Below are 21,147 nucleotides of genomic sequence, written 5' to 3'. Positions count from 1 at the left end.
ACATTGAGCCGGGCCTTAGAGTGGGGCATGAGGACCTCCGTTGTTGAGATGTGACCTTCGACAAGCCACAGCCCAGCGGGGGTCCTCCCTTTACGTCAAACCGCGCACTGTCATGAACGTCCCTGCCCCCAACAACAAGGATGCCTTCGCCCGCTTCACCGGAACCGCCCCAGTGCCCGTCTGGTCAGGATCCTCCGCCGGCAAGGTCAGACTCAACCGGGGCGGCAATCGTCAAATGAACTACGCCCTGCACATGATCGCCGTGACCCAAGCCCGCGGGGTCGGTCCCGGCAAGGACTATCTCGAAAAGCAAAAGACCAGAGGCAAGGACCGAACAGCTGCCTTCCGACTCCTGCGACGGCGACTATCCGACAGCGTCTACACGGCCCTCAAACGAGACGAGACAGCACAATCTGACAGCTGCCAAGACGCAGACATCGTTTCATTGCCTGCCGCCGCTTGACATAGGAGCATCGCGGAGCTCGACCGCCCCGGCAGGTACTAGTCGATTTCGTGGATGCCCAGCGTGACCGGTTCGGGGTCGAGCCGATCTGCAAGGTCTTGCGTGAGCACGGCTGTCAGGTCGCCCCGAGCACCTACTACGAGGCCCGCCAACGCCGCTCGTCGGCCAGGGCTCGTCGGGACCAGCAGCTGGTCGAGCTGATGCGCCAGCTGCGCGAAGCCAATCGGTTCCTGACCCGCTTCGGTGCCGCGCAAGATGTGGATCTTTCTGCGCTCGCAAGGCCATGACGTGGCCCGCTGCACCATCGAACGGCTCTACCGCGCCCAGGGCTGGCAGGGCGCAACGCGTCGGCGCAGGTTCAAGTCCATGCCCTCGGATGGGGCACCGCGGCCGGCTGACCTGGTGGACCGCGGGTTCTGGGCTGCTCGGCCGAACCGGTTGTGGGTCGCGGACTTCTCCTATGTCCCGACGTGGTCGGGAATGGTCTATGTCGCGTTCGTGATCGACGTGTTCAGCCGCCAGATCGTGGGCTGGCGCGCCGCTACCCGTATGACCACCGACCTGGTCCTTGACGCGTTGGAGCAGGCCCTGTGGTCGCGCAAGCAGCAAGGCATCACCAGCTTCACGGGGCTGGTCCACCACACCGATGCCGGGTCGCAGTACGTCAGTTTTGCCGTCACCCAGCGGTTGGTCGAGGCCGGGGTCGATCCGTCGGTCGGGTCGAACCACGACCCCTACGACAATGCCCTGGCTGAGTCCACGATCGGGCTGTTCAAGGCCGAGTTGATCCGCACCGAGGGCCCCTGGCGCAGTGTCGAGCACGTCGAGCTCGACACTGCGCTGGGTCGACTTCTACAACACCATCCGTCCCCACGAGGCACTCGACGACCTGAGCCCGATGCAGGCCGAAGACCTGCACTACCATCGACCCAGGCTCACCGCCTGAGCCACCAAACCAAGTCTCCGGACATGCCGGGACGGTTCAGCCAGGGCGGGGGATGCTGAGCTGCTGGGCGCTGTGCGCGCGGTCGAGCTGGGCCTGGATGCGGCCCTGCATGGCCAGACAGCGGGAACGCATCGTCCGGATGTCGGTAGTGAGTTCAGTGCGGCGGTGATGGAGTGGGCGCGTGTTGTGGATCGCTGTGCTCAGCAGCCGTCGGTGATGACGCAGTTGGTGACGGCCCGGGGCGCGGGCTCTGTGCTGGTCGCGGTGGACGCGATCGCCCAAGCCCAGGCGGGGCGGAGCAGCGAAGCGCTCGTGGACTACCGCGATGCGATCAAGCCGGCGCTGGCCAAGAGTTTGCGGGCGTGGGGTGAGCATCATCGGCAGTGGGCCAAGCTGATGTCGCCGGGGGAGCGGGTCGACCCGGAGCTGATGGCTGCCACCACCCGGCTCATGCGCGCCAGCCGTGACGTGCCCGTTGGTGGAGGTGAGTCGCGGTCCTGGGATGCTGCGGTCACGGCCCTGAGCGTGACGCGGCATGTCGCCGCCGTCAGCAACCAGCCTGTCCATCCCGGTGCGTTGAAAGCGCCAGCCGAGCTCGTTGCCCCGATGCTGGCAGCTGCACTGCCACCCAACGGCTCAGAGCTGCAGGTCGCTTGGCTCAAGCTCGAGCGCCTCGAGGGCCGCGCGAACGTGACCGTCCCGGAACCAGTGCTGGCGAAGCTGGCCGCGGCGGGTCGCGCGACGGTGCGAGGTGCCGACCGGGCCCTGCAGTCGAGCTACTTCATGATGAATCCTGCTGCGGCGCCGACGACGGTGCCAGCGGGCAGAGCTCGCGCCGTCCCGGATGTGCCTCGCTCAAGATCTTTGGTCTCGTCCAGACCGGTGTGAGCTTATCCGCGGCGGGGCCTTGTCCACTGTTGTCGGTACTGGGTGGGCACGGCAGTGCCGGCGAAGGCAACCGTGCACTTGGCCCCGTTCCCGGTCGTCCCCCCGGGCGTTCAGCCGAACAGTTGGTGGGCGGCCTTGCGGGTGAGTTCCTCGAGCCGGTGGTCGTCGACCAGGCCCTCGTCCGCCAGTGACGCCATACCGTGGACCAAGGCCCAGGCCGCGGTGGCGGCCTCGTCTGCGTTGACGTGGGTCAGCCGTTTTGGGGGGAGGGTGGCCACGCCGTCTGCGAGGGCGCGGCGAGCTTGGTGGCTGGCCGCAGCCAGGTCGGGGTCAGCGAGGTCAAGGAGCTCCGGCCGGTGCATGACTGCATAGTGGGCCGGGTGCGTGCGGGCGAAGCGCACGTAGGCGATGGCTGCCTCGTCGAAGGAGGTCTGGGTGGCCTCACGCAGCGCGGTCGTGAGCATGTGGAGTCCCTCGGTGGCCAGAGCGGTGAGCAGGCCCTGGCGATCGCCGAAGTGATGCGTCGGGGCAGCGTGCGAGACGCCAGTGCGCCGGGCAAGTTCGCGCAGCGAGGCTCCGCTGGGGCCGACCTCTGCGATGAGTGCCGGGGCCGCGTCAAGGAGTGCCCGCCGCAAGTCACCGTGATGATATTTGTCGTTCACCCAACGAATCATAGACAGGCAATCTGGACAGTGACTAGATTGACTCTCGAGAAATCTTGCCGCTGTCTAGTTTTGGAGTCCCGATGGCCCCACTCGTCATGCTCGTGATCGTGTCCGCAGGGATGGCCTGCGCGAGTCTGTTGGGTTGTGGGTATGCCCGGCCTTGGCCAGCTCCGGTCGCTGTCGGGCTCGCCGCGATGTTTCTCATGACCGGCGTGAGTCACTTCGTGCCCAGGCGACGAGCCGGGCTGGTCGCCATCGTCCCGTCTGGGCTGCCGAGGCCTGAACTGTTGGTGACCCTCACTGGGGTGACCGAGATCGTCGGGGCCTTGGGCCTGCTGATCCCCACGAGCATCGGCCCGTGGCGTTCGATCGCTGCAGGCTGTCTGGCCCTGCTGCTCGTCCTGGTCTTTCCCGCCAACGTCCACGCGGCGCGGGCCCGGCTGCCGGCGCCGGCTCCCTCGACGCCACTCGTGCGCAGAACCGTCGTGCAGTTGGTCTACCTTGGCGCGGCGATGCTCGTTGCGGGGGCTTGAGATGGCTGCCCTCCCAGTCAGCGGCGTGGGGCTGCAGGGCTGACCAGACGACCGACGGATGACCGCGACGTCTCCACCTTGTGGGCGGATCTGGCGATGGCCGCTGCCTGGAGTGCCACCGGGGAGCCGGCCTCCTCGGGCAGCAGCGCCGTGCGGTCCGCAGCGACGTTGCGGTCGATCGTCTCTGCCAGGGCTTGGGCAACGGGCTGGGTGTTGTCTGGTGCGGCGGTGGCATCGAGGATCTGGTGCGCGGTCTTGAGTACCCGTGCGCCAGTGTCGCGGATGACGTCTGCGATGGTGGTGCCTTCCTTGTGGTGGGGGAGGGCTTGTTCGGCCCAGCCGGCGACGCAGGTGAAGGTGTACTGGCTGCTGTCGAGACCGTGGGCTGCGGTGATGAGGTAGGCGACGGATTCGGCTTCGACCTCGCGACTGCCCCGACAGACCGGATCTGCGTCGGTGGTGGGCTGGTGGAGCAGGACGTGGCCGAGTTCGTGAGCCAACGTCTTGACAGCTTGGGTGTCGTCGACGTCGTCGCGGACCTTGACGGTTAGGGTGGTGTAGTCGGTGTATCCGTTCGCACCGTGGCAGTCGTCCCGCTCCAGGCGGAAGCCCTGCTCGCTGACCAGGTTTGCGAGGGCTCGCCAGAGGCCGTCGGGTGCCTGGCCGGTGTGCAGGGCGGTTCGGGGACGGGCTCGCCGGTGGTTTGGCTGATGTCGAAGACGCTGGTGGGTTTGACCCCGACGATCTGGGTGGCCATCACCGGTTTCCGCTTGTCATCGAGCACGGGTGTTCCGTCGGGCTTGGTCTTGGGGACGCGGCGGGTGACGGGCGCGAGGATGCGGATGCCGTGTTCGCCGCGGGTGACCTGGCGGTGGAAGCTCTTCTGCCAGGTGGTGTAGCCGGCGACGAGGGTGGCGTCGGGGCGTTGGGTCCAGATCAGGATGGTGTTGTTGAAGCTGTACTGGTGGAAGCAGCTGGCGACGCGCAGCCAGGCCTGCCACTGCTCGGAGCTGGTGAGGTCGGCGACCTTGTCGGCGATCTGCGCGTGCAGGTGCTCGAGTTGCTCGGCTCGCTCTGCCTTCTGGGCTTCGCTGGGTGGTCGGCGTGCCATCACCGCACCGCCTGCGTCTGGTCGGTGAGCAGGTCCAGGGCAGCGTGGAGGAGATCGTCGACATGGTCGTCGGGTGCGCCGGCGGCGCTGAGGTCGTCGGCCTGGAGGAGCAGCTGTTCGATGATGAGGGGACGGTCGGTGCTCAGTTCGTCTGGATGAGTGGTCATGCCACTCAAGCCAGCTCGCGTCCGCTGGTGGCGCCCGCTAGCTTGTGGTGCGACTTTGGCCCTCAAGAGTCCCTCAGAACGGTGCACCCGACGGATCTCGGCCCGATCCTTCACGGTGATCACCCCGGACAGGTTCCTCCCGACTGCTCAGTGTCCGCCCGTCGATTCCTGCTCATTCTTCACCCGTCGCCGACAGCGCCTGCATTGGCATCGTTCGTGAAGGCCGCGCCTATCGCCATCGCGATTGATGTCAGCCGCTCGAGGGCTGACGACGTCGCCAACGAATGGTGGATAACCTTCGCCGCTGGCAGGGGACGTTCCGGGAGCGATGGCGAGGTTTCTGGTTGTGTTGTGGTGCCCAGCTTTCCCACCGCAGTGTCAGGTAAGGGTGAGGGGCGATCACACCGCACCTGGGTGGTCTGTTCGATCAAATGGGCGTCGAGAAGCCTGTGCAGCCTGCGCCGTTGGGGTATGGGGCTGGGCTCGTCGTCCGTTGAGCCAGCCGCCCAGCGCCGTCGAGCGGACGAACAGGTGGTAGGTCGCGAGCAGGATCACTGTGGTGGCCCCGATGTTCAGGCCTACCTTGACCAGGATTGGCCAGTCCAGTGGCGCCAACAGCACCTGGAAGAAGGTCAGCAGCACCAGGTGCATCAGGTACATCCAGTACGAGGCATCGGCGAGGTAGCGCACCCAGGGACGCTCGGTGGTGAGGTGTCGCACGGCCAGCCCGAGCAGGGCGTAGCAGGTACTCCAGCCGGCCAGTGCCATCAGGGTCAACGACAGCCAGTCTGGGAGGTTCGGGTCGATGGGCAGCACGTGGGTGCCCATCAGTGCGCCGAACATGGTGGTGGAGGCCAGCGCGGTGTTCCACCAGGCCAGTCGAGCCAGTCGTTGGAGGGAGTCGGCGTCGCACGAGAGCAACCAGCCCACGCCCAGTGCACCGAGGTAGGCGATCAGGGGGACGGGCCCGGGCAGCAGGGTGGTGGGGGCGACGATGCCGGACAGGTCGCGTTGCAGGTTGGTGGTGATGGCGTAGGGGAGTGCTGCGAGCAGGACGCCGCCGGGGGCGCTGAGCCAGCGTGCCAGGCGTCGGGCGGTGGCTGCGCTGGCGCGCGGTGAGATTCGGGTGAAGGCCCAGCGGACGGCCAGGGCGAGCAGGATGCACTGGGTGAGCACCCACAGGAACCAGAGGTGTCCGAGGTCGAACTTGCTGGCGCCGCTGACGTCGGGGCGCTCGAGGGGCAACCCGGCGCGTTGCGCGTGCCAGGCGGCGAGTAGTCCCAGGGGAAGGACGGCGATGGGCCAGAAGACGAACAGGGGCAGGGTGATGCGCTTGAGCCGGTCCTTGAGGTAGCCGCGGGTGCCGCGGCGTTCACGCATCATGTGGCCGAAGTAGCCGGCCATCAGCAGGAAGAGGGTCATCCGGAAGAAGTGGATGCCGGAGATGATGGTGAACGGCCAGACGGCGGTCTGGCTGTCGGGGACCAGCCAGGGCATGCCCTTGACGTAGGGCATGAGGGCATGGATGACGATGCCGAGCAGCAGGGCGCCGCCTCGCACGGCGTCGAGGCCGTGGATGCGGGTGCCCGCGGGCGACGGGGCCTCAGCGGGTTGGTGAAGGGTCATCGGGGGTCTCTCTCGTGATGGTGCTTAGGTAGGTGTGGGCCACGTCGCGGGCGCTGTCGATCGTGTGCTGTCCCAGGGTGATGGCGGTGGGCAGGCTCTCGAGGAGGGCCCAGAGGATTTCTGCCGCCAGGGCAGGGTCGCCCTGGTGGCACTGGAGGAGCCCGGTGAGCAGGCGGATCACCTCGGCGCGCCCCTGTCCGAGTCGCTCGGCGGTGGCTGGGTGTCGTCGTGCTCGATCGACGAACATCGAGTTGACGCGTTCGAAGGTCTGGTTGGTCTCGTCGACGGTGAGGATCTCGTCCACCATGGCGGTCAGCATGGCGTGTGGGCTGGGGACGGGCAGTGCCCGCACGGCCTGCTGGATGCGTGCGGTGCGCTGCTGTTGCGTGTAGTCGAGGACGAACTCGAGCATCGCCTCGCGGTCGTCGAAGTAGTGCTGGACGGCACCCATCGACATCCCCGCGTGCTGGGCGACGGCCCGCAGGCTGGCGTTCTCCAGCCCGCGTCGATCGGCCACCTCGACGACGGCCCGAGCCAGCAGCCGGCGGCGCTCCTCGTGGTCCACGATCTTCGGCATCCGTCCTCCTTTGGTCAAGTGACCCTGTTATTATCATGCACATGACTGAAAATAGCGAATGGGGCATCTCTGAGATGCCCGACATGCCCGGGCGGCACGCTGTCGTGACCGGTGCGGACCATGGCTTGGGGCTTGAGATCGCACGGCAACTGGTCGCGCACGGATGTGACCTGACGATGCTGGGCAACCAGGCCGAGCGCGCCGCAGCCACGGCGGCCGAGCTGTCACGCGAGTTCCCACGCGTTCGCATCGAGGTCGAGTACCTGGACCTGGGTGACCTGGCTTCGGTGGAGGAGTGCGGTTCGAGGCTGGTCGGGCAGGGCAGGCCGATCGACCTGCTGGTCAACAATGCCGGAGTGATGATGCTGCCCTACGGAGTCACCGCGCAGGGCTTCGAGCGCCATTTCGGCATCAACCATCTGGGCCACTTCGCCCTGACCGGGCACCTGCTGCCGCTGATCGAGGCTGCTCCCGCGGGGCGGATCGTCACGATGGCGAGCAATGGTCACAAGATGCCCGGGTTGTCCTTCGACGACGTTCGGTCCGGCGAGGGGTACAAGCCGATGCGCGCCTATGGGCGCAGCAAGCTGGCCAACCTGTTGTTCACCCAGGAGCTGGCCCGGCGGCTCGCGGCGCACGGCTTCCCGATGCTGGCGGTTGCGGCCCATCCCGGCCAGAGCGCCACGAACCCCGGCGGCAAACGCGGGCTTCGGGCCGTGATCGACCGGCTCGTGGGGCAGAGCGCGGCCCGTGGCGCCGAGCCCGCACTGCGGGCCGCCACGGACCCGACGGCTGCCAGTGGGGACTACTACGGGCCCAGAGGTTGGGGAGAGCTGCACGGCCCAGCCGTTCGTGTCCAGCCGTCGCCTGCCGCCCTGGATGTCGCGCTGGCCGCGGACCTCTGGCAGCGGAGCGAGGAGTGGACCCAAGTGGCCTACCTGGACTGATTCAAGGTGGGCGTCATGGGTTGTGGTTGAGGTAGGCCAGCACGGCCATGACCCGTCTGTTCTGGTTTCCGTCCGGGGGCAGGTCCAGCTTGGTGAGGATGTTGCCGACGTGTTTGACGACCGCGGGTTCGGAGACGAACAGTCGGTTGGCGATGGCCTGGTTCGACAGGCCCTCCGCGATGAGGGCGAGGACGTCGAGCTCGCGCGCCGTGAGGCGCTTCAGAGGGCTGGATGCGTGCTGGATGAGCTGGGAGACGACCAGTGGGTCGATGGCGCTGCCACCTGCGTGGACGCGGCTGATGCTGCCCAGGAAGTCGTGCACGTGGGCGACGCGGTCCTTGAGCAGGTAGCCGAAGCCGGCCTGGGAGCTGGAGTCCACGAGCTGGGAGACATAGGAGCGCTCCACATACTGGCTGAGGACCATGACTGGCAGCCGGGGATGGGCCTTGCGTGCGGCGGCTGCCGCGCGGAGGCCGTCGGCGCCGAGGTGCGGGGGCATGCGCACGTCGGTGATCAGGATGTCGGGGGTGTGGCGTGTGATGGCATCGGCGATGTCGTCGGCCTTGTCGACGGCGTGCACCACGTGCCAGCCGCCGGTGGCAAGGATGGCCTTGAGTCCTTCCCGGAGCAGGGCGTTGTCTTCGGCGAGGACAACGGCGCGGTCGTGGAGATTTTGTGCGGTCATGGGGTCACCGTGGTCGGGGGTTTTCTTGGGGGATCGTGAGTGTGATGGCTGTGGGGCCGCCGATGGGGGAGCTGATGTGAAGTCGTCCACCCAGGGCCTCCATGCGATCTTGGACGCCGGTGAGGCCGCGCCCTCGAGGGTCCGCGCCACCGTGCCCATCGTCGGTGACGGTCACCTCCAGCCAGCGCTCTGCTGTCTGTGCCGGCGCTTCGTGGGTGCGCGTGCGCAGGGTGACCCGGCACTCGACGGCTTGGGCGTGTTTCGCGGCGTTGGTGAGCAGCTCAGCGCCGGCGTAGTAGAGGGCTGCCTCGGTTCCGGCATCGAGGCGATCTCGGAGCTCGTCGTCGATGTGGACGATTAGCGGCAGGGTTGCTGCCAGTTCCGCCAATGCGGCGGTCAGGCCGTGATCGTCGAGTACTTGGGGGTGGATGCCGCGGACGAAACGGCGCAGGTCCTCCAGGGTGTCGAGGGATTGTTGTTGTGCTGTGGCGACGAGGTGTCGGGCTGGATCGTGCTCGCCCATGGTCGTCAGGGCGATGCCCAGCGTCATGGAGATCCCGAGCAGTTCGGGTTGGATCCCGTCGTGCAGGTCGCGTTCGATGCGGCGCCGTTCGAGGTCGAACGCGTTGACCAGCCGTGTTCGCGAGCTGCTGGTGTGTTCGAGTTGCGACTCGAGGCGGTCGCGATCGCCGATGAGCACGGCATCCATCAGGTGCTGGTCGGCGGTGGCGACTGCCGGTGCCAGGAGCGAGACCGCTGCCAGAAGGACGGCGCCGCAGAGGGCCGCCCCGATCGCGCTGGGCAGGGCATCGATGTGCCAGGGGCCGATGTCCACGCGGTCGCCGTTGTGGGCGAGGGCTGGCGACACCATTGCGACAAGGGCTCCAATGATGGTCAGGCCAGCGGTGGCAGCGACGGATGAGCGGATGGTCAGCGTGACGGCAAGCCAGGCCAAGGAGCGCCCATCCCACCAGCCGGTGCGCGTGGTCCTGCGCCCCGTACGACGCAGCGTTGCCGTTGCGAGGGGGCGTGCCACGAGGACTGCCAGCGCACCCACGAATGCCATGCCAAGAATGACCTGGATCGCTCCGGCGACGAGGTGGCCCTGGGCCAGGCGGCCGAGGCCGAGTATGAGCGGCAGGCTGCTAACCCCGAGACTGGCCCACGTGACCGCAGAGGCCACCGCGGCAGCAGTCAGGTCGGCGACGGCTCGTCCAGTTGGTGGGGAGTCGGGCCCGCCGAGGAGTCGCATGCTGGTCATGCTAGGCGGATGCCGAGGTGTTGTCGGTATGGCTGGCCATACCGACAACTCGGTGTCTGGCTCCAGTGATTGTGTCGATGGTTCGCAGTGGACTTGAGGGCATGAACCACACACCCGCCGCTGAGACCGTCCTGAGCTTGCGTGACGTGAGTCGCACCTACGGCAAGCCAACCAACCCCGTGCATGCGCTGCGCGCCGTGTCGATGGATTGCACCGCCGGATCATGGACTGCAGTCATGGGCCCTTCGGGATCGGGCAAGTCCACCCTGCTCAATTGCGCGGCTGGTCTCGACTCGCCCACCAGCGGGCAGGTGCTGCTGGCAGGGCGAGACCTGTCGGGCCTGTCGGACAACCAACTCACTGAACTGCGTCGCACGACCATCGGTTTCATCTTCCAGGGTTTCAACCTGGTGCAGGCCCTGACGGCTGAGCAGAACGTCGCGCTGCCACTGGCGCTGGCCGGAGGACGTGATCGGCAGGCGGCGCGTCAGGCCCTGACAGACCTGGGGCTGGGCGATCGTGTTCGACATCGCCCGCGGGAATTGTCGGGTGGGCAGCAGCAGCGCGTGGCGATCGCCCGGGCCGTGGTGACACGTCCGGCGGTGCTGTTCGCCGACGAGCCCACCGGTGCGCTGGACAGTGTTGCGGCCGCCACCGTGCTGGAGCTGATGAGGCATCTGGTGGACGAGCGGGGGCAGACGGTGCTGATGGTGACCCATGACCCGTCGGCCGCGGCCCGTGCCGATCGGGTGGTCTTCATGCGCGATGGTCAGGTCGTCAACGAACGTGCTGGTGGCGATGCTGGTGCGATCGCGGCCGAGCTGGCCGCCATGGAGGCTGTGGCATGACCCAGTTGATGTGGCGTGTGCTGCGTGACCGGTGGCACCTGCTGGCCGGAACATTGTGTGCGATCGCTCTGGGGGTTGGCCTCGTCCACTCGGGCCTGGCGATCGCCACAACCATCGCCTCGGCCCGTCCACCGGCCGGTTTGGACGCCGCGGATCGGGCCGCCTACCTCACGCGACTCAACGGCACGAATACGCTCAACGGGATTGCCAGCATGCTGGGGATCTTCCTCACCGTCTTCGTCGTGCGGTCAACCATCGACTTTGCAGTCACCGAGCGGCGTCGCGAACTCGCACTGCTGCGGCTCGTGGGCGTCAAACGTGCCCAGCTGCGCCGCATGTTGCTGGCCGAGGCTCTCGTCCTGGGGATGGCGGGTACGGTGGTCGGTGCCGTACTGGGGATGCTGCTGGCCATGGTGCAGCGCGGCCTCTATGTCCGGATGGGCGTCATGCCAGCCGATGTGGTCGTTGGCTGGCAGCCCGTGCACCTCGCCTTCGACGCCCTGGTCGGCATCGGCGTCGCGGTCGGCGGTGCGGCTGCGGCCAGCAGGCGCGCCACCCGGGTCACGCCTCTGGATGGCCTTGGCGCCCGGGGTGAGGAGGCTCGCCTCCTACCGCGATCACGATGGATCTGGGGCGGGATTGCCGCCCTGGCGACAGTCGCGCAGCTGGCGGCGTCGCTGACCATGGGCGGGTTCCTCGGCCCCCTGGTGATGGGGCTGGGAATTGTGGCAACCGGCAGCGTCACAGCGAGCCAATTCGCGCCCGTCCTGGTTCCCGCCACGGCCACTCTCATCCAGAAACTGGCGCGCGGTCCCCTCGGGCAGCTGGCCCTCGCCAAGGTGCGTGACGACGCCCGACGTACTGCCCAGGTCGCGGCGCCACTCATCGTGCTGGTCAGTCTCGTGGCAGGTCTGCAGGGCTTGCTCGACACCCAGACCGCCACCGGAACCCGGGAACTCGTCGCGACCACGCGCGCAGACCTGTTGGTCACGACCACGGGCGATCCCACCCGGCGCATCGCGGCGGTGGAGGGTGTCGCCAGCGCCGACATCCAGGTGCAGGTGCCCGCCACCATCACCCTCGGCCAAGGCAAGAACAGGAGGAAACTGACCGGGCCGATCTGGGCGCTCCACCCAGAGCGCTTTCCCACCATGCACCCCTACCGTCCAGTCCACGGGGACCTCGCGGCCTTTGATGACAGCAGCATCGTCATCGGCCCCGGTGTCGAGAACGCGATGGCTGAGGGGCGCACCGGTTCTGCCACCCTCACGGTGGCGGGAACTTCGCACCTATTCAGCGTCGCTGCCCGCACCGGCGAAGGGCTGGCAGCCACCGACACGGCCTACATCCCACTGGCCGCCGTCCCTGCCGACCTTCTGGCGAAAGCTCCCTCCACCGTCCTTGTCACGCTTGAGCCGGGCGCCTCAGTCGCCCAGGTCAGATCGGCCGTCGAGGCCTTGAAGCTCGGACAGGTCAACACGCACGCCGAACGACTGGCAGTACACAATGCCACCAAGGATGACGAGAACCGAGCCGTCATGGGCGCCTTGGTCGGGGTTGGATCGGTCTATGCGCTGATCAGTCTCCTCAGCACACTCGCCATCGCCACCATGCAACGACGCAGCGAATTCGCCGTCGACCGTCTCACGGGCCTGACGCGCTCCCAGGTGACGCTCATCACGGTCCTCGAGACCCTCACCACCATCGCCATCGGGATGTTCCTGGGCTCCGTTGTCTCGATCCTCGCGCTCGTCGGTCTCTGGACATCCAGCGCCAAGGCCTTCGGCAGCCCCGTCATCGCCATTCCCTGGGCCCTGCTGGCAGGCATGGCACTTTTCGTCGCATCCCTCGCCTGCACCACAGTCTGGGCAACAGCGCGCAAGGCCACCTCCAACCCGCCCGTCCACGACCTCACCACCAAGGAATAGCCATGAACATTGTTCGCAAGTCGGCCTCAACCACCGCCTTCGCCCTGCTCGCCGCCGGCCTCCTCGCCGGGTGCTCCAGCACCGAACACACCGAACAGACCCACTTCGACTTCCAGTCAACGAAGCTCAAGGTGCACAACTCGAATGCCAACATGCCCGTCGACGTCGTCGCCGGCCCCTCCGGTGAGGTCTCGGTCAGCGTCACGACCACATCAGCCGGCAAGCAGGCCACCACTCCCGCCTGGACCTTGACCGGCGCCGAACTCGAGCTCGGCTCACCGTGCAACAAGGGCTACATCGGCATGTGCGAAGGCAGCTACACAGTGGTCGTTCCGGCAGGAACGTCAGTCACGGTGAACGGTGTCCCGGCGCCGGTGGATTGACCGCGCTGGGCCGGTTGCCGCCCTCTGAACATGTGAGAGGACCATCCCCAGGCATGCCAGTGCGATCAGCCAGATGCCGGCCACAGGGGCTGGAGCCATCGTGAACAGCAAGGCCCAGTTGGACTGGCGGCCGACGAGCCTGGTGCCCAGGGCGGGCGTGAGCACCACGAGCAGGAAGGTCGTCAGGCACACCACCGCCACTGCGTGACCACGCCACTGGTGGGAAAACTCACCCTTGAGCCGTCGACGGATGCCCACGACGCATCCCGTGGAGGTCAGGAGGGCGGCCGCGGCGATGCTGCTGTCCATCACGGGCGAGGGTGCGCCCAGCGGCGACCGCTGCTCGCCGTGGTGGATGGCATACAGGTCATTGGCGATGTCATCGGCCCGCGGGCCAGCGGCATTGACCACCACGGTGATGGCGACATCATCGGGGAACAGGCCTATGTAGGCGCTGTGTCCCGCTCCGGTCCCGCTGTGTGAGGTGCGCACCACCCCACCGTCGGCCGGTTCGCCGTGCCACCACCCAAGCGCGTAGCCCACCGGGTACTGCTGCAGCGGGCTCTGCCGACGATGCATTTCACGAATCGAGGCTCGGCTGAGAACCTCGCCCACATGCGGCCCGTGGCCCTGCTGGAACAGGGCCCACCGCGCCAGGTCCTCCTGGGTGGTCCACAGTCCGCCGGCCCCACCGGCGAATGTCCGCGGGGTTCGGGTCGGGACGGCTCTGCCGAAGACGTAGGAGTGACTGCGGGCAGTAGGGCCGATGGTCGGGGAAGAGTCTCCCGTGTGGTCTAGCAGGACGGTGGAGCGCATGCCCAGCGGCTCGAGGACTTCGTTCTGCAGGTAGTCGGGCAAGGGTGTGCCTGAGACCTCCTCCACCAGGGCCTCGGCGATCCAGTAGTTCACATTGCAGTAGTCCCAGGACGTGCCGGGATCGTAAGCCAGGTGGCTTCGGGAGAGCAGTTCGACGGCCTGACGTGGGCTCGCGGGTGTGACTGAGTACTGGTTGAAGCCCAGGGTGGCATCGGTCAATCCGCTGGACTGGTTGAGGACCTGACGGATGGTGATCCTCGCGGCCCGGTCGTCGTCGAGCTCGAACCAGGGCAGGTGGCTGGCCACCGGCTCGTCGAGCCGCAATCTGCCACGTTCGGCTAGTTGGAGTACCGCGGTGGCGGTGAAGGCCTTGGTCAGGGAGGCCACGGGGACCACGGTTCCCGGTGCTAGGGAGCCGCTGGAGGCCTGGTGCAGGACGTCACCGTGCTGGACAAGGTTCGCGGAGACTCCCGGCACGCCCGTGGTGGTCATCGCCCCGAGGTACTCCTCGACCGTCGTGACGGGCTGCGCCGGTTCGTGTCGAAGGCTCGCCGGGACGCCGAGGGCAAGAGTCAGAAGGAGAAGAACCAGGAGACCGCGGGTGGTGCGTCGTGTCATGGTGGCGACGCTACGGATGCCGACCTCGCTGACGTCATTGCCGGAAGATGGGGACAAGACTTCACCAAAGTGAGCGGTGTCGGGGACGAGAGGGTGCCTAACATCGTCGTCATGGACACGGGAATGGCGCGCGCTTCGCTTGCTGGAGCTGCCCTCGGCTGCGCGAGCGCCCTTGCCGTGGGCTTGGGTTCGCTGTGGTGGTTCGCGGTACCGGTGGCGCTGATGGCGCTCGTCCTGGCCACCGATCATCGACGGTGGCGCCCAGGGGCGGCGGCCGCAGCCGCCATCGGGCTCCCAGTCGCGGCGGTGGTGGGGGCGATGGCCTACCCGCAGCACGCGGCAGGTGCTGTCAACTCGACGCTCGTGGCGGCGGCCTTGCTGATGGTCGTAGCCGCTGTGGTCGGGTGGCGCGCAGCGCTCCACTTCCAACGCGAGGAGGGACGGCGTGCCCAAGAGCTGTTGCGTGTGGAGCAGGAGCAACGCGCCGCACACATCAGGGAGGCGCTGCTGAACCAGCAGATCCGGCTAGCCGAAGAGCTGCACGACGGTATCGGGCACCGGCTGAACCACGCCGTCCTGCGACTCGGAGGGCTGGGCTTGCTCCTCGAGGACGACCCGTTGGCCGATGAAGTCGCCCGGCTCCGCTCAGACCTCGCTGCCATCCTCGACAGCGTGGGAGACCTGGTCAGCGTGCTCGAACCCGACGAATCGCGACAGCCGCTGACGATCGAGGAGGTGCTCCAGCCGGCCCGGGCTGCGGGGATCCAGGTGGCCTGGGAGGGCAACCAGCTGGAGGGCGCCACGCCCGATGATCGTTCCCTGGTGGCGGGAGTGCTGGCCGAGGCCCTGGCCAATGCCGGTCGCCATGCTCCGGGAGAACCGGTGCGCGTGCTCGTGCGAGACGAGGCGGACCAGATTGGCGTGCGCATCCAGAACCGGACCACCGTGGGAGGCAGGCCCGGCGCGGGAACTGGTCTTCGCCGCATGCGCCAACGGGTGGAGATGGCGGGTGGACGTCTGGCGGTCAGCTGCGACGAGTTGTTCGTGCTGGACCTGTTCCTGCCCTGTCACAGGCCAACCGATGTGGAGGCACGGTGAGCATTCGCATTGCCCTGGCCGATGATGATGCCCTCGTGCGTGAGGGGATCGTTGCGCTTCTGCGTCACGACCCGTCCCTCGAGGTGGTCGTCTCGTGCGGCGACGGGGGAAGTCTGGTGCGTGAGCTGACCGCCCATGCCGTCGACGTGGTGCTGCTCGACATCCGGATGCCCGGGCTGGACGGCATGGCGACCCTGCATGAGTTGGAGCGCATCCACAACCGTGCACCCGTGGCCATGCTGACCACTTTCCGCCAGGAGGACCTACTCGAGGAGGCCATCGCGACCGGCGCCCAAGGCTTCCTGCTGAAGTCCGATGCGCCGCAGGACCTGATCCGTCAGGTGCATGCCCTGGCCGACGGTGGTGCGGTCTTCTCCCCGCGCGTCGCAGGGTGGCTGATCTCCGGCGGCCGGTTGCGTGAACTGCAAGAACGTCGCAAGGCTGCTGAGCGAGCACGGAGTCTCAGCCCCCGCCAGCAGGACCTCTTGGCGCAGCTTGCCACCGGCGCCAGCAATGCCGAGATTGCTCGGACACTGCACCTCAGCGAAGGCACGATCAAGCAGTACCTGCGTGCCTTGTTCGACGAGCTGGGAGTCGCGAACCGGGTGCAGGCCGCACTCGTGGGGTACCAGGCGGGGTGCGGCCAGCATTGAGTGTTGGGGGTCAGCGTCATGCGTCCCCGTGCCAGGAGTAGGCGGCAAGCAGACCGGTTGCAGCCAACCATCCGACGAATACGGCGATCTAGGGGGGCGTCGGCAACGCGCCGCCCACCAGCGGTGACGAGGCGAAGGTCACCAACCATCCGTCGTGCGCGGGCATGGTGCCGCGGGCTGCGCGGGAGATGCTTCGGCCCCAGAGTGGGGGGTGAGGCGGTGCAGGAAGGACTCCACCAGGTGCCGGGTCAACAATTCCTGGGTGGGTTTGCTGCTTGGCTGCCGTCGAGCGGGTCAGGGACTGCAGTCGGCGGAACGTTTCGTCCTCGGCGGCCATGCCAGGACCTCCAGCGCATCGAACACTGGTTGCTTCGCTCTGGGGATCTGGATTGCGAGTTGGGCGATCTCGGCGGGTTTGCCTCCCGGCGCAGCCACGGGGGTTGTGACTGTGGTCGGTGAACGGGCGTGGGGTCTCTACGATGCTGGGCCTGCCGGGTAAGGAGCAAACAGCCTCGCATCCAGAGGATGCGAGGCTGTCGGAGTAGTCGCGGTGGGACCTTGCCCAGCCGCTCAATGTGGTCATGATGTCTGCCAGGACGTTCGTTGCGCAAGGGCGGTCTCAGATGGGAGGTGGATTGGGGCGTTTCGCCACCACGTCGCTGACCAGTTGGCGTTCGTCCAGCCAGCTGCGGGCAACCGGGCTGATGCAGGTCATGACGCGGCGAGCTCGGTCGAGGTCGTCGTGGAGATCACGCCGCAGTAGGGGCTCATGGTGCGCGGCCCTGTTGCGAAGGAAGTGAAGCTGCTGGACGTCGTTCTCGATGGACCGTTGGAGACTGTTGGCGTCCAGGTCCGTGTTGGGGAAGGCGTTCTGGAGGGCCGGGATCCACAGAGTGGTCAGATAGCGTCGGCTGAGCAGGAAGCGCCAGAAGCCGAAGGAGAGCTCGGCGACGATGCGGCCATGGGGTTGGTTGGCGGCGTCCGGCGCCTGCTCGTTGAGTGGCCTTGGCCAGGTCTCGGCGACCTTGTGTGTCGAGTGGTGCCAGATCGAACCAACTCTGGGATCCTCGCCTGTGAGCCCAGCAGGTCAGTTGATGATCGAGGATATTTCGCAGAGGGATCTCGACCATGGCGGTCATGGCAAGGGCGGCCGTTGTCACGTCGATGTTCCAGTTGTAGAGCTGGAGGGCCGCGGTCAGGTCATCGTTTGACGCCTTGAGGTAGGTGGCGAGGCGCTCGTGGGTGAGCAGGGTCGCAGTGGTTTCGTTGCTCACGCTGTCCATGGTGCTCGATTCGCCGGGGTGGTAGAGTCGTAGGTGAAGACCCCGGAACGATCACTGGCTTGCCACATCGCCGGGGTTTCGTCTTTGTTCGAGGATATCGGTGGCCTCGGACCTCACGGTGCTTGTGAATGGCGGTCAAGGACATGTGGTCCGGGCACGGGGTGCCAGTGGGGTGTGTTGTCTGGGGTGGTCATGGCAGCGCCTCCTCGACGGCCCGGGCGAGGGTTTCCGCGCGCCGGTTTGCATTACGCAAGGCAGTTTCGGGGTCTATGTGCGCCGCCAGCGCCTTGACCGCTGCGGTGGCCTCGTCGGGCGGGCCTTCGAGCTGGGGTCGGGCGATCAGGTCGACGAAGGTCTGTTCGGGAGGGTCATGACTCCTTCTTGACACAATGCGTCGCTCATGCGACGTTATGTGTATGGAGGTCACCGTAGCTGAGGCCGCGCGCATCGCGGGCGTGAGTCCGCGCACCGTGCAGCGGGCCCTGGCAGATGGCAGTCTCGGTCTGGCTCGGGTGGTTGGCCGTCAATCGACGACGGATGATCTGGCTGTCCAGGCGTGGCTCCGGACCACCTGCCGGGGCCGCAAGTGGTCACCCCGGATCCGGCAGGCCGCCCTTGACCTGCTGTCAGGTGGCTCAGCCGCTTCCATCGCGTCGTCCGAACGCTCCAGGCTTCGGGCAGCGCTGCGAGGCATGAGCGCGCAGCAAATGGCGTCATCGGCCTGGATCGGCACGTGGGCGCGGTACCGCGGCCTCGGCGAGGTGGTCGTTCAACCGATCGGTCCGAGCGTGGTTGCCGCGTCGTCCTTGGGGATGGTGGCGGGGGAGTCGTGGATGCGGTTTGCGCAGGTGGACGACCTGGGCCGCTTTGAGGCGACACAGCCAGTGCTCGCGGATCCTGATGGGGATCTGGTCGTCCTGGAGCGGGTGCGTGACGACCGCTGGGCCCGCCAGATGGTCGACACCTATGTGCTGGGCGATTCCCGCGAATCGGCAGCAGCCGCGCGGGCACTGGAGGAGGCTGCCCGTGCGCTCTGACCCCTTCGCTCTGCTGGCGGAGCTCGCGACGCCGCTGGATCGGCCGGTTGGGTTCTGGTTGGCGGGTTGATGGGGCACTGCCACGCGCATCTGGCCGGGATCACGCATGTGCGGCCCACTGATGATGCCGACATCGTCGTGGAGTTGCAAACCTCCACCTATGCCACGCACGCCGCTGCGTTGGTGGGGCTCGGCTTCACGCCCCACGAGTCGGTCGATGCGGCCGCCCCGTTCCATCGCTTTCTGCGCGATGGTGAGACTGTCGACCTGATGGTTCCTGATCGGCAGTCTTGGTCGCCTCGATACCTCGGACGAGAACTGGTCAAGGTCCCCGGATCTGGCTCCGCACTCAAGCGCACCATTGGTTACGAGCTTCGCGGCGGGAGCAGTATCCGCCTCCCAGACCTCGCATCCGCTCTGTCGCTGAAGGGAGCTGCCCACCAGGTCCCGAGCGTGAACCCGACGAGACACCTGCAGGACGCTGTCACGCTCTTGGCGTGTGCTGGCCCTGCTGGCTTCGAGCCAGCGCCGAGCAAGTCGATGCGGGGCAACATCAACCACTTGGTGAAGTGCCTGGCCACAACAGCCGAAGCGTGGTCGCTCGCCGCACCCCGGAATCGGGTGCGTGCCCAGCAGTGCATCATGACCTTTCGGTCGGACTGGCAGGTCCCCACCTTCCTCGGATCAACAGCCGTGGTCGCGAGACGCAGACCCCGCCCCCACCCATGACGCCGTGAGAGACTCGAACCCAAGTCCCACGTATGTCCCACGGAGCGCGGCGATTCCCCAAGAGTCAAAGGGAAACGCCTAGTCAACTGGGGGAACGCGGGTGAAGTCCTTTGGTTCGAGTCCTGTCGCCCCGACGGTTTCGCGAAGATCGATGACAAGGCGTTTCCCCTAGGTTGACTAGGGGGAACGCCTTGAACTTTGTTCGGGGTGAGGTGGGCACGAAGGGGCAGAAGTGGCCTTGTGTGGGCATTCGTAAGACACGCAAGAGACACGAAATGAGGCTGCCATGGCCAGGACGACCACATCGATGCGGCGGGGGAACGCAGGCGAGGACACTCGGGGGAACGCGACTCGGCCGAGGGGCAACACGAAGTCGCAGCGGGGGAACGCAGGGGGAGTGCAGCGTCGGGCGCCGCGGCGTGACTTCGGCAGGCTGACGAAGCTGCCGTCGGGCAAGTTCCGGGCGCGGTACCTGGGGCCAGACGGGCAGTTGTACAACGCGCCGCGGACGTTCGTGGCGCGGATCGATGCCGAGGGCTGGTTGGCGCAGGTGGAGCGGACGATCAGCCGAGGTGAGTGGGAACCGCCGGCGAAGGTGACGGCTCCGGTGGCGGAGCTCGTGTTGGAGTTCGAGCCGGTGGCTAGGACGGAGATCGAGCGTCGCGACCTGACGCCCAAGACGCGTGAGCTGTACACCGGGATCCTGGACCGGCTGCTGGTGCCGGCCTTCGGGCATATGAAGGTGGACGAGATCACGCCACGGCAGGTGCGGGCCTGGTTCGACTCGCTGGATGCCGACAAGCCGACGCAGCGTCAGCACGCCTATGCGTTGCTGAAGTCGATCCTGACTGCGTGCGTGGCCGAGGAGTTGATCTCGTCGAATCCGTGCCGGTTGAGGTCTGCGGGCAAGCGCAAGACGACGCGGCTGATGCAACCGGCCACCGTTGAGCAACTGGGACGGGTGGCGACCGAGCTGCCGTTGCGTTCGGCGCTGCCGGTGCTGATCGCGGGGTGGTGCGGGCTGCGGTCGGGGGAGGTGCGGGCGCTGAGGGTTCGCGACGTCGACGTGGACGAGGGCTGGATCTTCGTGCGCCAGGGCGTGACCCGAGTGAAGGGACGGGTCATCATCGGCCCGCCCAAAACCCCAGCTGCCGTGCGGAACGTGGCCGTGCCGCCGCACCTGCTGCCGATGATGCGGGAGTGGCTCTGGCAAGTGGACGTCGGCGACCCGTCGGCCTTCTTCTTCCCCGGACGGGGGAGCGGCCCGATGAGCGAGAAGGCGCTTCGGTGTGCATTCGAGAAGGCCCGGGACGTGATGGGCCGCTACGACCTGACCTTCCACGACCTGCGGCACACCGCAGCGACCCTGGCGGCGCAGAACGGTGCGACGACGGCAGAGTTGATGGCACGAATGGGCCACACGACGGCCCAGATGGCGATGCGGTACCAGCACGCGAGCGCTGAGCGGGATCAGCAGCTGGCGAGGAGGCTCGCGTGGTTGGCTGAGTCTGCGGGGGAGGCTCCAAGGGGTGCCTCAGGACATGGCGATCCCTCGGCGCCTCCTGCTGTTGCTGCGGGCATGGGCCGTTCAGGTTGAGCTGGGGATCTGTGGGCGCCTGATTCCTTCTGAGGCGCGATTCGCGCGGGCACTCCGCAGCTCAGACTGCGATTCGGTTCCAGTAGCGTCAGCTGTACGCAGGGGCAGCTGAGCTTGCTGGGCCGCTAAGCCAACACCCTGACTCCAAGAGTCTCAGGAGCTAGCCCGGAGATTTCACGGGGGTGGCTGGACGTGAAGGAGGGAAGTGCCCTCTGACCTGCGAAGATACCGATTGTCTAGGTCTGTATCAGCGTGGTTGAAGGAGCACTTCCCAGGTGAACAAGCGTA

22 protein-coding genes and 1 other annotated feature are annotated in these 21,147 nt (G+C 67.0%); of the genes, 13 read left to right on the top strand and 9 right to left on the bottom strand.

Features of this window, described 5'->3' with window-relative positions; translation table 11 throughout:
• Window positions 1-112: 112 nt before the first annotated feature.
• The 4 genes from AAEX57_RS15255 (at window position 113) to AAEX57_RS15240 (ending at window position 2,297) form a co-directional block, all read left to right on the top strand.
• Window positions 113-463, top strand: a complete 351-nt coding sequence (locus AAEX57_RS15255) for a transposase (protein WP_342093149.1) — start codon at window positions 113-115, stop codon at window positions 461-463.
• 6 nt (window positions 464-469) lie between these two features.
• Window positions 470-591 (top strand) — a sequence feature (AL1L pseudoknot).
• Window positions 514-750, top strand: a complete 237-nt coding sequence (locus tag AAEX57_RS15250) for a hypothetical protein (protein WP_342093148.1) — start codon at window positions 514-516, stop codon at window positions 748-750. (Overlaps the previous feature by 78 nt.)
• A complete protein-coding gene (locus AAEX57_RS15245) occupies window positions 707-1,468 on the top strand; it encodes an IS3 family transposase (protein ID WP_342097805.1) in 762 nt (253 codons plus the stop codon). The genes AAEX57_RS15250 and AAEX57_RS15245 overlap by 44 nt, the downstream gene beginning before the upstream one ends.
• 13 nt (window positions 1,469-1,481) lie before the next feature.
• Window positions 1,482-2,297 carry a hypothetical protein gene (locus tag AAEX57_RS15240; RefSeq protein WP_342093146.1) on the top strand — a complete coding sequence of 272 codons (816 nt, stop codon included), beginning with the start codon at window positions 1,482-1,484 and terminating at the stop codon, window positions 2,295-2,297.
• 110 nt (window positions 2,298-2,407) lie between these two features.
• Here AAEX57_RS15240 and AAEX57_RS15235 read toward each other — a convergent pair whose 3' ends face one another.
• Window positions 2,408-2,959: a TetR/AcrR family transcriptional regulator gene (locus AAEX57_RS15235; protein ID WP_342093145.1), complete on the bottom strand. Its 552-nt coding sequence runs from the start codon at window positions 2,957-2,959 to the stop codon at window positions 2,408-2,410.
• Window positions 2,960-3,042: 83 nt separating this feature from the next.
• Here AAEX57_RS15235 and AAEX57_RS16290 point away from each other — a divergent pair, with 83 nt between their 5' ends.
• Complete coding sequence (locus AAEX57_RS16290) at window positions 3,043-3,495, top strand: DoxX family protein (RefSeq protein WP_446721178.1); 453 nt, start codon at window positions 3,043-3,045, stop codon at window positions 3,493-3,495.
• A gap of 17 nt (window positions 3,496-3,512) precedes the next feature.
• Here AAEX57_RS16290 and AAEX57_RS15225 read toward each other — a convergent pair whose 3' ends face one another.
• The 5 genes from AAEX57_RS15225 to AAEX57_RS15205 form a co-directional block, all read right to left on the bottom strand.
• Complete coding sequence (locus AAEX57_RS15225; protein ID WP_446721177.1) at window positions 3,513-3,995, bottom strand: hypothetical protein; 483 nt, start codon at window positions 3,993-3,995, stop codon at window positions 3,513-3,515.
• Between the two features lie 47 nt (window positions 3,996-4,042).
• Window positions 4,043-4,606 carry an ArdC family protein gene (locus AAEX57_RS15220; protein WP_342093143.1) on the bottom strand — a complete coding sequence of 188 codons (564 nt, stop codon included), beginning with the start codon at window positions 4,604-4,606 and terminating at the stop codon, window positions 4,043-4,045.
• Window positions 4,606-4,773: a hypothetical protein gene (locus AAEX57_RS15215; RefSeq protein ID WP_342093142.1), complete on the bottom strand. Its 168-nt coding sequence runs from the start codon at window positions 4,771-4,773 to the stop codon at window positions 4,606-4,608. Before AAEX57_RS15215 ends, AAEX57_RS15220 begins: the two co-directional genes overlap by 1 nt.
• Before the next feature lie 399 nt (window positions 4,774-5,172).
• A complete protein-coding gene (locus tag AAEX57_RS15210) occupies window positions 5,173-6,399 on the bottom strand; it encodes an acyltransferase family protein (RefSeq protein ID WP_342093141.1) in 1,227 nt (408 codons plus the stop codon).
• Window positions 6,377-6,976, bottom strand: coding sequence for a TetR/AcrR family transcriptional regulator (locus AAEX57_RS15205; RefSeq protein WP_342093140.1), 600 nt, complete (start codon window positions 6,974-6,976; stop codon window positions 6,377-6,379). Before AAEX57_RS15205 ends, AAEX57_RS15210 begins: the two co-directional genes overlap by 23 nt.
• 41 nt (window positions 6,977-7,017) lie before the next feature.
• On the opposite strand from AAEX57_RS15205, the gene AAEX57_RS15200 reads away from it, so the two are divergent.
• Window positions 7,018-7,923 carry an oxidoreductase gene (locus AAEX57_RS15200; protein WP_342093139.1) on the top strand — a complete coding sequence of 302 codons (906 nt, stop codon included), beginning with the start codon at window positions 7,018-7,020 and terminating at the stop codon, window positions 7,921-7,923.
• 13 nt (window positions 7,924-7,936) lie between these two features.
• Here AAEX57_RS15200 and AAEX57_RS15195 read toward each other — a convergent pair whose 3' ends face one another.
• Together AAEX57_RS15195 and AAEX57_RS15190 are read right to left on the bottom strand one after the other, a co-directional pair.
• Window positions 7,937-8,608, bottom strand: a complete 672-nt coding sequence (locus AAEX57_RS15195) for a response regulator transcription factor (RefSeq protein ID WP_342093138.1) — start codon at window positions 8,606-8,608, stop codon at window positions 7,937-7,939.
• A 4-nt stretch (window positions 8,609-8,612) separates the two neighbouring features.
• Window positions 8,613-9,860: a sensor histidine kinase gene (locus AAEX57_RS15190; protein ID WP_342093137.1), complete on the bottom strand. Its 1,248-nt coding sequence runs from the start codon at window positions 9,858-9,860 to the stop codon at window positions 8,613-8,615.
• A gap of 110 nt (window positions 9,861-9,970) precedes the next feature.
• Between AAEX57_RS15190 and AAEX57_RS15185 the strand changes: the two genes are divergently transcribed.
• The 3 genes from AAEX57_RS15185 to AAEX57_RS15175 are packed head-to-tail and all read left to right on the top strand — an operon-like array spanning window position 9,971 to window position 13,028.
• Window positions 9,971-10,717: an ABC transporter ATP-binding protein gene (locus tag AAEX57_RS15185; protein ID WP_342093136.1), complete on the top strand. Its 747-nt coding sequence runs from the start codon at window positions 9,971-9,973 to the stop codon at window positions 10,715-10,717.
• On the top strand, window positions 10,714-12,645 hold the full coding sequence (locus tag AAEX57_RS15180) for an ABC transporter permease (protein ID WP_342093135.1): 1,932 nt from the start codon (window positions 10,714-10,716) through the stop codon (window positions 12,643-12,645). The genes AAEX57_RS15185 and AAEX57_RS15180 overlap by 4 nt, the downstream gene beginning before the upstream one ends.
• A 2-nt stretch (window positions 12,646-12,647) precedes the next feature.
• Window positions 12,648-13,028, top strand: coding sequence for a hypothetical protein (locus AAEX57_RS15175; protein WP_342093134.1), 381 nt, complete (start codon window positions 12,648-12,650; stop codon window positions 13,026-13,028).
• Here the strand turns inward: AAEX57_RS15175 and AAEX57_RS15170 are convergent.
• The gene (locus tag AAEX57_RS15170) at window positions 12,990-14,336 is read right to left on the bottom strand and encodes a serine hydrolase domain-containing protein (RefSeq protein ID WP_342093133.1); all 1,347 of its coding nucleotides are present in this window, start codon (window positions 14,334-14,336) and stop codon (window positions 12,990-12,992) included. The two genes, AAEX57_RS15175 and AAEX57_RS15170, sit on opposite strands and share 39 nt — an antisense overlap.
• On the opposite strand from AAEX57_RS15170, the gene AAEX57_RS15165 reads away from it, so the two are divergent.
• The 4 genes from AAEX57_RS15165 to AAEX57_RS15150 all read left to right on the top strand — a co-directional run bounded on the left by AAEX57_RS15165 (window position 14,274) and on the right by AAEX57_RS15150 (window position 20,859).
• Entirely contained in the window at window positions 14,274-15,560 is a 1,287-nt protein-coding gene (locus AAEX57_RS15165; protein ID WP_342093132.1) for a sensor histidine kinase, read from the top strand. The two genes, AAEX57_RS15170 and AAEX57_RS15165, sit on opposite strands and share 63 nt — an antisense overlap.
• Window positions 15,557-16,213 (top strand): response regulator transcription factor, encoded by a 657-nt coding sequence (locus AAEX57_RS15160; RefSeq protein WP_342093131.1) that lies wholly within the window; start codon window positions 15,557-15,559, stop codon window positions 16,211-16,213. Before AAEX57_RS15165 ends, AAEX57_RS15160 begins: the two co-directional genes overlap by 4 nt.
• A 1,699-nt stretch (window positions 16,214-17,912) precedes the next feature.
• A complete protein-coding gene (locus AAEX57_RS15155; protein WP_342093130.1) occupies window positions 17,913-18,533 on the top strand; it encodes a hypothetical protein in 621 nt (206 codons plus the stop codon).
• Window positions 18,534-19,548: 1,015 nt separating this feature from the next.
• A complete protein-coding gene (locus AAEX57_RS15150; RefSeq protein ID WP_342093129.1) occupies window positions 19,549-20,859 on the top strand; it encodes a tyrosine-type recombinase/integrase in 1,311 nt (436 codons plus the stop codon).
• Window positions 20,860-21,147: the final 288 nt, after the last annotated feature.

The sequence above is a fragment of the Luteococcus sp. H91 genome (assembly GCF_038433135.1).
Lineage (GTDB): Bacteria > Actinomycetota > Actinomycetes > Propionibacteriales > Propionibacteriaceae > Luteococcus.
This window is presented reverse-complemented; position numbering and strand designations above follow the sequence as displayed.

Bases quoted from the DNA above. Each gene is read 5' to 3' on its own strand.
- AAEX57_RS15195 (WP_342093138.1), bottom strand. From the start codon at position 8,608: ATGACCGCACAAAATCTCCACGACCGCGCCGTTGTCCTCGCCGAAGAC.
- AAEX57_RS15170 (WP_342093133.1), bottom strand. From the start codon at position 14,336: ATGACCACCACGGGCGTGCCGGGAGTCTCCGCGAACCTTGTCCAGCAC.
- AAEX57_RS15185 (WP_342093136.1), top strand. From the start codon at position 9,971: ATGAACCACACACCCGCCGCTGAGACCGTCCTGAGCTTGCGTGACGTG.
- AAEX57_RS15205 (WP_342093140.1), bottom strand. From the start codon at position 6,976: ATGCCGAAGATCGTGGACCACGAGGAGCGCCGCCGGCTGCTGGCTCGG.
- AAEX57_RS15255 (WP_342093149.1), top strand. From the start codon at position 113: ATGAACGTCCCTGCCCCCAACAACAAGGATGCCTTCGCCCGCTTCACC.
- AAEX57_RS15150 (WP_342093129.1), top strand. From the start codon at position 19,549: ATGGCCAGGACGACCACATCGATGCGGCGGGGGAACGCAGGCGAGGAC.
- AAEX57_RS15155 (WP_342093130.1), top strand. From the start codon at position 17,913: ATGGAGGTCACCGTAGCTGAGGCCGCGCGCATCGCGGGCGTGAGTCCG.
- AAEX57_RS15200 (WP_342093139.1), top strand. From the start codon at position 7,018: ATGACTGAAAATAGCGAATGGGGCATCTCTGAGATGCCCGACATGCCC.
- AAEX57_RS15215 (WP_342093142.1), bottom strand. From the start codon at position 4,773: ATGACCACTCATCCAGACGAACTGAGCACCGACCGTCCCCTCATCATC.
- AAEX57_RS15210 (WP_342093141.1), bottom strand. From the start codon at position 6,399: ATGACCCTTCACCAACCCGCTGAGGCCCCGTCGCCCGCGGGCACCCGC.
- AAEX57_RS15190 (WP_342093137.1), bottom strand. From the start codon at position 9,860: ATGCGACTCCTCGGCGGGCCCGACTCCCCACCAACTGGACGAGCCGTC.
- AAEX57_RS16290 (WP_446721178.1), top strand. From the start codon at position 3,043: ATGGCCCCACTCGTCATGCTCGTGATCGTGTCCGCAGGGATGGCCTGC.
- AAEX57_RS15180 (WP_342093135.1), top strand. From the start codon at position 10,714: ATGACCCAGTTGATGTGGCGTGTGCTGCGTGACCGGTGGCACCTGCTG.
- AAEX57_RS15175 (WP_342093134.1), top strand. From the start codon at position 12,648: ATGAACATTGTTCGCAAGTCGGCCTCAACCACCGCCTTCGCCCTGCTC.
- AAEX57_RS15220 (WP_342093143.1), bottom strand. From the start codon at position 4,606: ATGGCACGCCGACCACCCAGCGAAGCCCAGAAGGCAGAGCGAGCCGAG.